Raw genomic sequence first — 12,508 nt, forward strand, 5'->3', positions numbered from 1 at the left:
GGGGTCGTCGGGTGTGCGCAGCGATGGGCCGCCGATCTGGCAACGGGGCTGCGCTCGAATGGGAGGGGGTCTTCCTGCCGACGGCGTAGGCCCCTCGTGCCGGCGCGGCCCCGACAGGTCTGCCGAGGCCGCGCTTCGGGAAGGGGCTTTCTCAGATGGTCCGTGCGGCGGCGTTGGCGGTGCAGATGGCCTCGCCGATGTTGAAGGGGTTCGCGCAGTCTCCCACGGGATAGACATCCATGGAAAGCCCTTGCGCGAGGTCGGTGTTAGGCAGCCCGTCCAGCGCTATGGGCAAGAGCTCTCTTGTTAGTATCCCCTCCCCGCTTCGGTGAGCTTTGCCATAAAGTGGCGGTGGATTCGCTCCTTTTGACTGCGGGCGGATCGTTGCGGGCAGGGGTTTTTGCAAGCGCGAATGTGTAGGCTGCACGCAAGGCGGGATGATGAGGTTTTGGAGCCGGGGGAGGGGTGGCTTCAGAGGCGGGGAAGGGGGTGAAAGGGGCTTGATCCACTGTTTGTTTCCCGCCGATTTCTTTCGTCGTGTATACTTGGCGTGTTGCGGAGTATCGAGGGATGGTGAGGAGGCGATTTCCGTGGTTGAGGGGAATGTCCTCGGTCTGTCGGCTTTCCTTCTTGTCATTCTCGCTTCGCTGGTGGTCGCGTTCTTTGTTGTAGCGAGGCAGACATATCTTGTCTATTTGCGGCAGCTGTTTCGCGAAACGTATCACATCAAGCTAAATGATACGGTGTCCATTGCTCGCCGGTTTGACGACGGGACAGGGCATTTTTTCCTCGTCTACCCCCAATGGCGGTTTCCCAATAAAGACGGTAGTTGCGACAGGCGCAGAGCGAATAACGCGATCTGCTATGGTAAAAGCGTGCTTGAAGTGGGTGGATTTCGCATTTCCAGCACGCAACCTGTCCATATTGTATGGCTGGTGAATGCGTTGCGGAGGAGGGACGTGACTATCGCTCAGAGTTCCGAGGAAGCGACTAAGTATCAGCAAGCGTTACGCATGAAGCGGATGATAGCTGAAGCAAATACGCTTGACTCTCTTGTTGAGCGGTATGGGGAGAGCAAGAGCTATACGGAATTCGAGAAGTTTTGCGCTCATCTTTTTCGCGCTCAGGGTTACCGCGCCGAAGTGACTCCTGCGACAAATGATGGCGGGTGCGACGTGCTGCTGTACGAGGGTTCGGAGTTGGTGGCGTTGGTGGAGTGCAAGTGCTTTAGTCTGTCGCACAAGGTTGGTCGTCCGCTTCTTCAAAAACTTTACGGAGCCAATGCGGTTCTCCATGCGAAACGGCTTATCTTCGTGACGACGAGCGAGTTCACTCCCGAAGCTCAGAAATATGCGTGCGACCTCAATGGGAGCATGGAGCTCGTGGACGGGCATGCGCTTCTCAGGATGATGGAAAAGAACGTTGCGCCGGATGGGGCCAAGTTGCCGATCGCGCTTGACGAATGGAAGCTCACGAGGGAGGATCTGGTGGCACGCTATCCGCCCGACTATCCTCCACCTGCTATTGATCTGGGGTGATTTCGTGAGAGTTCGAGTTCTGCTACCATATTTCATTGTTCTTGGCATACTGCTTTGCATGATCGGTCTGGTGGGTGCCAGCTTGGCGTATTTGTGGACGAGCACATCGTGGACGGGCTCGCTGACCGACTCTTCTGGAGACGTCGAATCTGGATTTGCCGAAAATTCAGAGTACGTTCTTCCGGATAGCGATATGAGATATTACACCCGAGAAGAACTCGAGAACCTTTCCGAATGGGACCTCTATGTCGCACATAACGAGATATATGCGCGACATGGGCGAGGGTTCGTTCGGGAAGATCTTGCCGAGCACTTCTCGTCGTGCAGTTGGTATCGCCAGTTGTATACTCCCGAAGAGTTCGATGCGATGCCTTCGCAACTCAACGAGTTTGAGCAGGCCAACGTCAATTTGATGTTGGAGATCAGGAAAGAACGCAATGACAAGTATCTGTGAAGTCCACCTTCGCACGTCTATGGAAGAGCGCTCTATCGCACGCCCGTTTCGTTGCGTTTGCGCGTCATGAAACGGGTTTGATGTGATGCCTTTTGCTCGTCGGAATGTGGTTGTCCGCACTGGCGAGCGCCATCTTGTATCCGTCCGTATACGTGTGGGCAGCGCTTTCGATCGTGTACGGGTGGCTCATGCCAGAAATATGGCGCTGAAGAGCGATTTGGAATAGCGAAATGAACCGGTGCGTGACTCGACTTACCTTTGGTTGACTTTGGCGAAAGTGCGTCGTCGGAGCTCTGTCGGAAATGGGGACCGCCCGAGGAAGTGGAGACTCGCGCGGCAGACAGCGCTTTGGCAGACGGCAGGAAGCCCCTGACGCGCTTGCAACGGTACGCGAGTGGTCGCAAGCGCGTGTGGACCTCGCGCTCGCGACCGCTTGCAGCCCGCATGCGCTCGCGCTTACGCCGTCGGTGTCCAGACGCGGACGAGACAGCACTTCCGAGGGTCGGCATTCACGGGCTTGTCGTCGATGTTGGAGAAGGTCACCACAGTGTCGCGGATGCCGGTGGAGGCAAGGTACTCCCCGTAGGTGTCCGCGCCGCTTTCCACGTCGAACGCGAACCATTCGCGGGCATCCAGATCGACGCCGCACACGGCTGACGTGGACTTCACCATGAAGAACGACCCGCACCACGCCGGCGCCGCCGAAGGCGAGCGGTCGAAGCGCACCCAGGGCGCTGCGCTGTAGCCGCCATCGGTCACGGTGGCGGCGGGCAGGTACGTGCCGAGGTCGGCGATGCCGTCGCCGTACTGGTACGCGCCGTCGAACGCGAACGTGAAGCCCGTCGCGCCGTAACCGGCTTCGAGCGGCTTCATGGACGAGGGCAGCACGAGGGTGTCGAGCGCTTCGCCCGAGGCCGCGTCGAGGTGGGTGAGCTGGTAGTGGACGGATCCGGTGTCGGCGCGCGGCGTGATGACGAGCGAATCTTCCAGACCGTAGGGAGCCGATGCCATGCGCCCGTGCGACGTCCACGCCACCTCGACGTCCGTCGCCCCCATGGTGGCGCGCTTAAGCAGCGAGTCCTCGGTGCGCTTCGCTCCGTCGGCCTTCGGCAGAACCTGCCAGAACGCGCGGTTGCCCACCGCGGCGATGGCGGGGGTTTCCCAATCGGCGTTGCCCTCGTCGACGAGGGTGGGCGTGCCGAGGCTCGATCCGTCTGATCGGGCGGTGTAGATGCGCCACACGCCGTCGAGGATGTCGGCCTCGGTCCAGACAAGGCCCGACGAGGTGGCGCGCACGTCGTACACCTCGAAGCCCTCGTCCGATCCCACGGCCCGCTCGAGCACGGTGGCGTAGCTGCCCGACGAGAGCGACAGCAGCGCCACCTGCGTGAGCGGCTTGCCGGTCTCTCCCGGCAACAGGCATGCGGCGATCTCGTCGTCATTCGCCCAGACGAGCGAGCCGTAGGGCAGCTCGCAGGTGCTGGCCAGCTGCATGCGCTCTGCGAAGTCCACTTCCGCGAAGGCGTCGGAGGCGATCACGGCGGTCACGGCGCTCTTGGGCACTTCGAGCACGGCGACGTCGTCGTCCGATGCGCTTCCCATCTGCTGCGCGATCACGGTTCCCCCGGCGCCCGCTGCCGCCAACGCGCCGATGCCGAGCGCTCCGTACAAGAAGTGGCGCCGGGTGAGCAGCACCTCGCCGCCGCTCGGCGTGGGAACGCGCACACCGCCTGAGGGCGGGGAGCCATGCGCGGGGCCGCGTGAGGACGTGCGCGCCGAGGGGCGCACGGAGGCGGCTCGGGGGGTCGGGCTCGTCGCGGAGCGGAAGCGACCTGCGCCGGAAGCGCGCCGATGCGGCCCGCCAACGCCGCTTGCGGAGCCGAGGCCCGCAACGTTGCCCACGCTGGGCGTGCCGCGCCGCGCGCTGCCCGCATCTGCGGGGCCGCCCAGTCCGGCCACGTTTCCCACGTGACCGCCGCGGCCGTTCGCGCCCTCGCCGCCCGCGTAGAGCGCGCCCTTCGCGCTTGCGGCGTTGCGCCTGTTCGCACGGCGTTTGGACGAGCCGCTTGGACGCGCGTGGCTGGCATGTGTCGATCTGCGGGTTACCATGGTGTTTATTGTGTCATTTCCCGCACAGGTTCCAGCTGCGTCCAGGGGAATTGCTACAATAACTGCAAACACGATCAGCGGGTTTTGGGGCTGGTCCGCGCAGCGAGGTCGGTTCCGCTGCCGAGACGACGACAAGCTTGAGGAGTGATCCATGAGCAACGAAACGCGACGTATTCTCTTGGTTGAGGACGAAAAAGCCATCCGCGATGCCGTGACGGCGTATCTCGAACGCGAGAACTACTGGGTGACGGCGGTCGGCGACGGCCAGGAGGCGCTCGAGGAGTTCTCGAAGCACCATTTCGATCTGGTCGTTCTCGACCTCATGCTTCCCCGTGTGCCGGGCGAGCGCGTGTGCCGCGCCATCCGCGACAACTCCGACGTGCCCATCATCATGCTCACCGCGAAGGGCGAGGTGGAGGATCGCATCATTGGCCTGGAGCTGGGCGCCGACGACTACCTGGTGAAGCCCTTCAGCCCTCGCGAGCTGGTGGCCCGCTCCCGCGCGCTTCTGCGCCGCGTGAATGCCGACAGCGAGCCGCAGCGCGAGGTGTTGGAGTTCGGCGAGCTCACCATCGACGTGTCGGGCCACAAGGTGCTCGTCAACGGCGAAGAGATCGATCTTACGGCTAGCGAGTTCAAGCTGCTCACCACGCTCTCGCGCTATCCGGGTCGCGTGTACTCGCGCATGGAGCTGGTGGAGAAGGTGCTTGGCTACGACTTCGAGGGCTACGAGCGCACCATCGACAGCCACGTGAAGAACCTGCGCGCGAAGATCGGCGACAACCCGCGCAACCCGAAGTGGCTGCACACGGTGCACGGCGTGGGGTACCGCTTCGAGGATCCCACCAAAGCCACGCAGTAATCCGACGTGGGGCAACAGGGCGAACAGCATACGACCGCTTTCGAGCGCCCGTCCGATGCGACGGGCGCCTCGGGGGCGGTCGAGCGCATTAGGGTGGAGGCCGAGGACGGCGCGGCTGGCTCCGCTGCGCGCGCTTCCGAGGGCGAGGGGCGCAGGAAGCGTCCTCGCAAGCGTTTCAGCTGGGATAATTTTACGTACACAACGCGCGTGACCGCTGCGTTCGCGTTCGTGGCCATCATGACGGCCCTCGTGGCCATCGGCGTGCTCTCGTTCGTGTGGGAGCAGCATTTCCAAACCTACACCGAATCGAACATGGAATCGTTGGCCGAATCGACGGCCCAGCGCATCGCGGCCGTGTACGCTGGCACGGAGGAGAAACCCGGCACCGGCACGCTGCGCAGCGAAGAGGTGTTCCGCATCGGCCAGTACGCCGCCGGATTGAGCGAGGGCGTGGCCGTGGACATCGTCGACAACCGCACCGGCGACCCGGCGGGCACGGTGGTGTGGTCGTCGTCCGAGATTAGCATCGACAACGGCATGGACGGCGGGGATGGCGTAGGGTCCGGGTCGCGCACGCTCACGCCTCCGGCCGCCGACAGCAATCGGTTCGCCTCGGCCGCGGTCAAGGTGGACGGCGTGGCCGTGGGGTCGGTGCGCGTGTGGGTGTACGGCTCCGAGACGCTGACCACGCAAACCGACGAGGCGTTTCTTGATAACTCGTACCAGGCCATGGCCTTCGCCACCGTGCTGGCCATCGTGCTGGCCTCGTGCATCGGCTTTCTGTTCGCCCGGGCTTTGGTGAGCCCCATCAACCGCATGACCAAGACGGCGAAGGCCATCAAAGAGGGCGACCTGTCCGCGCGCACCGAGCTGCACGGCGAGGACGAGATCGCGCACCTTGGCGAGACGTTCGACGAAATGGCCGACTCCATCGAGCGCGACCGCGAGCTGGAACGTCGCCTCACCACCGATGTGGCGCACGAGCTGCGCACTCCGCTCATGGCCATCCAATCCACGGTGGAGGCCATGGTGGACGGCGTGTTCGAGGCCGACGAGGAGCGCTTGGAGACGGTGAACTCCGAAGTGCAGCGCTTGAGCCGCCTCGTGGACGCCATCTTGAAGCTCTCGCGCCTCGAGAACCGCTCCACTCCCCTTAAGGCCGAGGTCGTGGACGTGGGCGAGCTTATCGAGGGCATCGTGGCCACGCACGAGGCGTTCGTGGCCGATTCGGGTCTTACGCTGTCTTACGAGCGGGAGCGCGGCGTGCGCGTATTTGGCGATGCGGACATGATCCGTCAGGCCACAGCCAATCTCATCTCGAACGCCGTGCGCTACACGCCCGAGGGCGGTCACATCTCCGTACGTGTGAAGGCCGGCGACATCATGGCGTCCATTGCGGTGCAGGACACGGGCATCGGCCTTTCGCCCGAGGAGGCGAAGATGGTGTTCTCGCGTTTTTGGCGCGCCGACGCAGGCCGCACGCGCGAAAGCGGCGGCTTGGGCATCGGCCTGTCGGTGGTGAAGGAGATCGTCGATCGCCACAACGGCTGGGTGCAGGTGGAGGGCCGCAAGGGCGAGGGCGCCACCTTCACCATCCATATTCCGCTGTATTGGGAAGAGGAGCAGCAGAGGGGCCAGAAGCAGCAACGGCAGCAAAAGCAGCAGAAATCGCGCGGAAAGTCGCGCAAAGACCAAAAATAGACGATAATGGGACGCGTCGGCGGGGAAGGCGGCGCGCCGACCGCCGCGCCAAGGCGCGCGACGTCGAGAGAGAGCGACGAAAGGACCAGCATGAGCGGAATCGACATCAAGCCCGATGCGCAAGGCAAAGTGCGCGATCTGTACGATTTAGGGGATGCGCTGCTGCTCGTGGCGACGGACCGCATCTCGGCGTTCGACTATATCTTGGAGGACGAGATCCCGCACAAGGGCGCGGTGCTCACGCAGCTGTCGTGCTTCTGGTTCGAGCTTTTGGACGGGGTGGTGGAGAACCACCTGATCTCTGCCGACGTGGCCGATCTGCCCGAGCAGTTCAAGCCCTACGCCGACTATCTGCGCGGTCGCTTCATGCTGGTGAAGAAGGCCGACATGTTCCCGGCTGAGTGCATCGTGCGCGGTTATCTGGCCGGCAGCGGCCTCAAGGAGTACGAGAAGCAGGGCACCGTGTGCGGCATCGAGTTGCCTGCGGGCCTGGTGAACTCCTCGAAGCTGCCCGAGCCTATCTTCACGCCGTCCACGAAGGCCGAGATCGGCGATCATGACGAGAACATCAGCTTCGACCGTTTGGCCGAAGTGGTGGGCGAGGACGATGCGGCGCAGCTGCGCGACCTGGCGCTTGCGGTGTACACGAAGGCGCGCGACCACGCGGCTGAGCGCGGCGTGATCATCGCCGACACGAAGTTCGAGTTCGGTCGCATCGATGGCAGGATCGTCCTGGCCGACGAGGTGCTGACGCCCGACTCGTCGCGCTTCTGGCCGGGTGACGAGTACGAGGCGGGCAAAGACCAGCCCAGCTTCGACAAGCAGTTCGTGCGCGACTGGCTCACTGCCAACTGGGACAAGCAGGGCACCCCGCCGCGCTTGCCGCAGGACATCATCGAGCGCACGAGCCAGAAGTACATCCAGGCTTACGAGCTGATCACCGGCAGGGCTTTTGTTCCGGCTGCCTGACGGCAGCCGGAACACCTCGACGCTGCGAGGCGTTGAGGCACCCGATCTCGGCGCTCCAAGCTTTGCTCACGTGCACAGCACGCTTCGCAAAGCTTTCACGCCGACCTCGGGCACCTCAACGCCTCTCGCTGACTTGGGTGGACCTGCGGGGTTCGTTTAACCTGCGGGTTTGCCTTTGGCTTGCGGGTCGCCTTCGGCTTGCGAGAGTTTGAGTATTGGACCTACGAGTTTTTTGAGGGAGCACCATGTCCCAGCGCAACCCTATGAACGACCGCTATCAAACCGACGAGCATCGCGGGCAGACGCGCAAGAGCGCTGCGTCGGCGAAGCCCAAGACGAAGGCCGCCTCGTCGGTGCGCATGCAACCCACGGTGAAGACCAAGCAGCAGAAGAAGGCCGAGAAGCGCGTCCAGCGCGCGAAGCAAGCCGAGATCGACCGGCAGTACTACAATCCCCCCACTGCCGAGTACAAGCGTCTGCGCAAGGTGTGGTGGGGCTTGCTCATCGGTGCCATCGTGCTGACGGCGCTGTCGTGGGTGGGGCGCTCGTTCCTTCCTGAGGCGGGCACGTACGTCTCGCTCGGTTTGGCGTACGCGTGCATCATCGGCGCGCTCTACGTGGACTTCTCGAAGATCCGCAAGGTGCGTCGCGCCTATCAGGATGAGATGATGAGCAAGAAGACGAAGGAGATGCGCGCGGCCGAGAAGCAGCAGAAGGCCGCCGAGCGCGCCGCCAAGAAGGAAGCCGCCGCGAAGGCCGAGGAAGGCGCCGAGGGAGCCGGGGCCAGCGCCGAGTCCGATGCGCCGAAGAAACGCGGCTTGTTCGGTAGCGGCTTCAGGTTGTCGAAGGCCGAAAAGGGGGCGTCCGAAGGTGCGAAGGGCGATGCCGGCAAGGCCGATGCGGCCTCCGCGTCTGGCGATGCCCGTGCGGCTGACAAGGCCGGTGCGAAGGATTCCAGCAAGTAGCCAAGCGGAGGAGAAGGGCGGGGTCATGGTTTCTCGTGTCTACGTGGAGAAGAAGCCCGGTTTCGACGGCGCGGCCCAGGCGCTGGCGCACGAGCTGCGCGACATCGTGGGCGTCGAGCGGCTTGCGGGATTGCGTCTGCTGAACCGCTACGACGTGGAGGGCATCTCGGAAGAGCTGTTCGCGCGTTGCGTGCCCACGGTGTTCAGCGAGCCGCAGTCCGACGTGGCCACGTTGGAGATGCCCGACGCGCGCGGCGGGGTCGTGTTCGCGGTGGAGTACCTTCCCGGCCAGTTCGATCAGCGCGCCGACAGCGCGAGCGAATGCATTCAGCTGATCAGCCAGGGCGCGCGTCCCGAGGTGCGCAGCGCCACCGTGTACGTGCTGGAGGGCGCGCTTTCCGACGAGGACGTGGCCGCCATCAAGCGCTACGTCATCAACCCTATCGAGGCCCGCGAGGCATCGCTTGAGCCGCGAACGACGCTGCGGATGGAGCAGCCCGTGCCCGCCGACGTGGAGGTGCTTGAAGGCTTCCTCGATCTGGACGAGGCGGGGCTGGCGGCGTTTCTGTCCGAGCGCGGGCTGGCGATGGACGGGGCCGACCTCGCGTTCTGCCAGCGCTATTTCGCCGAGGAGGGGCGCAATCCCACCATCACCGAGATCAAGATGATCGACACCTACTGGTCCGACCATTGCCGCCACACCACGTTCGGCACGCGGCTTGCCGATGTGCGCATCGACGACGACGCCGTGCGCGCCGCGTACGAGCGCTATCTGGACCTGCGTCGCGAACTAGGGCGCGAGGAGAAACCGGTGTGCCTCATGGACATGGGCACCATCGGCGCGCGCTGGCTGAAAGCCCGCGGCATCTTGACCGGCCTGGACGAGTCCGAGGAGATCAACGCCTGCACGGTGAAGTGCAAGGTGGACGTGGACGGGGAAGAGCAGGATTGGCTGTACCTGTTCAAGAACGAGACGCACAACCATCCCACCGAGATCGAGCCGTTCGGCGGCGCGGCCACCTGCGTGGGCGGCGCCATCCGCGACCCGTTGAGCGGGCGCAGCTACGTGTACCAGGCCATGCGCGTGACGGGCGCGGCCGACCCCACGGTGCCGGTGGGCGAGACGCTTGCGGGCAAGCTGCCGCAGCGCAAGCTGGTGACGACGGCGGCTGCGGGCTACTCGTCGTACGGCAACCAGATCGGTTTGGCAACGGGCCAGGTGAACGAGTTGTACCACCCCGGCTACGCGGCCAAGCGCATGGAGATCGGCGCGGTGGTGGGCGCCACGCCGGCCGACCACGTGCGGCGCGAGACGCCGGCTCCGGGTGACGTGATCGTGCTTCTGGGCGGGCGCACGGGCCGCGACGGCATCGGCGGGGCCACGGGCTCGTCGAAGGCGCACACCGCGGGTTCGCTTGAAAGCTGCGGCGCGGAGGTGCAGAAGGGAAATGCACCGGTCGAGCGCAAGATTCAGCGCCTGTTCCGCCGCGGCGAGGCGTGCCGCCTCATCAAGCGCTGCAATGACTTCGGCGCGGGCGGCGTGTCGGTGGCCGTGGGAGAGCTGGCCGACGGCCTGCTCATCGACCTCGATCGCGTGCCCAAGAAGTACGACGGCTTGGACGGCACCGAGCTTGCCATCTCCGAAAGCCAGGAGCGCATGGCCGTGGCGCTGGCCGCCGAGGACGTGGAGGCGTTCTTGGCGCTGGCTCGCGAGGAGAACCTCGAGGCCACGCCCATCGCCGAGGTCACCGAAGAGGCGCGCGTGCACATGACGTGGCGCGGGCAGACCATCGTGGACGTGAGCCGCGCGTTCTTGGCGTCCAACGGCGCGCCGAAGCAGCAAGACGTGCGGGTGCTGCCGGGGAGCGCGTATGAGCGCACGTGGGAGGGCGGTTCGCTGGCAGAGCGCATGGAGGCGCTTGTCTCCGACCTCAACGTGTGCTCGAACAAGGGGTTGTCGGAGCGTTTCGACTCGACCATCGGCGCGGGCACGGTGCTCATGCCGTTCGGCGGGTCGCGCCAGCTCACCCCGGCGCTTGCCATGGCGGCCAAGCTGCCGGTGCTCGGCGAGACCACCACGGCAAGCGGCATGGCATGGGGCTTCAACCCGTATCTGACACAGGCCGATCCGTTCGCAGGGTCGTACGTTGCCGTGGTCGAGAGCGTGGCGAAGCTCGTCGCCTCGGGGTTCGTGCGTGCGGACATGTACTTGACGTTCCAAGAGTACTTCGAGAAGCTGCGCGACGTGCCCGAGCGTTGGGGCAAGCCCGTGGCGGCGGTGCTCGGCGCGCTCATGGCGCAGGTCGATCTGGGCGTCGGGGCCATCGGTGGCAAGGACTCCATGAGCGGGTCGTTCGAGGACTTGGACGTGCCGCCTACGCTCGTGTCGTTCGCGACGGCGGTGGGGCCGGTCGATCGCGTGACGTCGCCCGAGTTCAAAGGCGCGGGGCATCGCATCGTGCGCATCGTCCCCGCTTCCTATGCGGGCGTTCGTCCCGAGGCGGCGGGGCTTCTGGAAGCCCTCTCGGCGGTGGAGCGTCTTATCGGCGAAGGGGCGGCCCTCGCGGTGTCCACGCCGGGATACGGCGGCGCGGCTGAAGCGCTGTTCAAGATGTGCGTGGGCAACGCCATCGGCGGGGCGCTGGCCGACGGCGTGACGGCTGACGAGCTGTTCGCGCCCGCGTACGGCAGCTTCCTCGTGGAGCTGGCCGACGATGCCGCGCTGCCGCCGGCCACCGAGCACCTGCGCGTCGACGAGCTGGGCGCGACGACGGAAGCCTACGTGTTCTCGGCGTGCGGCGAAGCACTGGACATGGCCGCGTTGCAGGAGGCGTGGGAAGGCGCGCTTGAGGACGTGTTCCCGTATAGAAGTTCCACCGATCTACGATCGGCGGAACCAGCCGACTCTGCGGCTTCCCTCGCTGACGTTGGTGGACCTGCGACGGTCGAAACGGTGTCCTTCACGAACGCGGCTCCGCTTGTGCGCAGCGGTGGCCCCCTTGCGCGCCCGCGCGTGGTCATCCCGGTGTTTCCGGGCACCAACTGCGAATACGACAGCGCTCGCGCGTTCGAGCAGGCGGGTGCTGTGGTGGAGACGCTTGTTATCAACAACCTCACGCCCGACAAGGTGGCCGAGAGCACTGCCGAGCTGGCGCGCCTCATCGGGGGCAGCCAGATCGTCATGCTGCCCGGAGGCTTCTCCGGCGGCGACGAGCCGGACGGCTCGGCGAAGTTCATCACGGCGTTCTTCCGCGCTCCTGCCGTCACCGAGGCGGTGCGCGATCTGCTGCAGAATCGCGACGGCCTCATGCTCGGTATCTGCAACGGCTTCCAGGCGCTCGTGAAGCTGGGCCTCGTGCCGTTCGGCGACATCCGTCCCATGGACGAGAGCTGCCCCACGCTCACGTTCAACGACATCGGTCGTCATCAGAGCCGCCTTGTGCGCACGCGCGTGGCGTCGAACCTGTCGCCGTGGCTCTCCCGCTGCGAGGTGGGCGACATCCACACGGTGCCCATCAGCCACGGCGAGGGCCGCTTCGTGGCCTCGCCCGAGCTTTTGGAGGATCTGCGCGCGAACGGACAGATCGCCACGCAGTACGTGGACGAGCACGGCGTGCCGTCGATGGACCTTTCCGCGAACCCCAACGGCTCGGTGCTGGCCATCGAGGGCATCACGAGCCCCGATGGTCGCGTGTTCGGCAAGATGGGGCATTCGGAGCGTCGCGGCGACGGCCTGTACAAAAACGTGCCGGGCGACCGGTTCCAGCCGATTTTCGAGGCCGGCGTAGGGTATTTCTCGGAGTAGGCGATCGGGCGGCAGCGAGGAAGAGGCTCGCTGCCGCCCGCTTTTGCTTTCGCGCTTGGGAACGCGTCCTTCGCGTTTTGCCTTTTCTCCCTCCCTTCACCCCCC

At 64.9% G+C, this 12,508-nt stretch carries 9 protein-coding genes; 7 read left to right on the forward strand and 2 right to left on the reverse strand.

Translation table 11 applies throughout. From position 1 onward, the window contains the following. Window positions 1-151: 151 nt before the first annotated feature. Complete coding sequence (locus tag C2L80_RS13935; RefSeq protein WP_157941076.1) at window positions 152-295, reverse strand: hypothetical protein; 144 nt, start codon at window positions 293-295, stop codon at window positions 152-154. A 295-nt stretch (window positions 296-590) separates the two neighbouring features. Between C2L80_RS13935 and C2L80_RS11420 the strand changes: the two genes are divergently transcribed. Together C2L80_RS11420 and C2L80_RS11425 are read left to right on the forward strand one after the other, a co-directional pair. Further along, on the forward strand, window positions 591-1,538 hold the full coding sequence (locus C2L80_RS11420) for a restriction endonuclease (RefSeq protein ID WP_157941077.1): 948 nt from the start codon (window positions 591-593) through the stop codon (window positions 1,536-1,538). A gap of 58 nt (window positions 1,539-1,596) precedes the next feature. Next, entirely contained in the window at window positions 1,597-1,992 is a 396-nt protein-coding gene (locus C2L80_RS11425; protein ID WP_157941078.1) for a YARHG domain-containing protein, read from the forward strand. A 456-nt stretch (window positions 1,993-2,448) separates the two neighbouring features. On the opposite strand, the gene C2L80_RS11430 is transcribed toward C2L80_RS11425, so the two are convergent. After that, window positions 2,449-4,101 carry a Tat pathway signal protein gene (locus C2L80_RS11430; protein WP_239938954.1) on the reverse strand — a complete coding sequence of 551 codons (1,653 nt, stop codon included), beginning with the start codon at window positions 4,099-4,101 and terminating at the stop codon, window positions 2,449-2,451. A 151-nt stretch (window positions 4,102-4,252) separates the two neighbouring features. On the opposite strand from C2L80_RS11430, the gene C2L80_RS11435 reads away from it, so the two are divergent. The 5 genes from C2L80_RS11435 to C2L80_RS11455 all read left to right on the forward strand — a co-directional run bounded on the left by C2L80_RS11435 (window position 4,253) and on the right by C2L80_RS11455 (window position 12,403). Then, window positions 4,253-4,963, forward strand: coding sequence for a response regulator transcription factor (locus C2L80_RS11435; RefSeq protein WP_087197893.1), 711 nt, complete (start codon window positions 4,253-4,255; stop codon window positions 4,961-4,963). Between the two features lie 6 nt (window positions 4,964-4,969). Then, window positions 4,970-6,664 (forward strand): sensor histidine kinase, encoded by a 1,695-nt coding sequence (locus tag C2L80_RS11440; RefSeq protein ID WP_087197894.1) that lies wholly within the window; start codon window positions 4,970-4,972, stop codon window positions 6,662-6,664. Window positions 6,665-6,754: 90 nt separating this feature from the next. After that, entirely contained in the window at window positions 6,755-7,633 is an 879-nt protein-coding gene (locus C2L80_RS11445) for a phosphoribosylaminoimidazolesuccinocarboxamide synthase (protein ID WP_087197896.1), read from the forward strand. 245 nt (window positions 7,634-7,878) lie between these two features. Then, window positions 7,879-8,598: a hypothetical protein gene (locus tag C2L80_RS11450; RefSeq protein ID WP_224759203.1), complete on the forward strand. Its 720-nt coding sequence runs from the start codon at window positions 7,879-7,881 to the stop codon at window positions 8,596-8,598. Window positions 8,599-8,623: 25 nt separating this feature from the next. Next, a complete protein-coding gene (locus tag C2L80_RS11455; protein ID WP_103263235.1) occupies window positions 8,624-12,403 on the forward strand; it encodes a phosphoribosylformylglycinamidine synthase in 3,780 nt (1,259 codons plus the stop codon). Window positions 12,404-12,508: the final 105 nt, after the last annotated feature.

Origin of the sequence: Rubneribacter badeniensis, from assembly GCF_002899695.1 — a bacterium.
GTDB classification, from domain to species: Bacteria; Actinomycetota; Coriobacteriia; order Coriobacteriales; family Eggerthellaceae; genus Rubneribacter; species Rubneribacter badeniensis.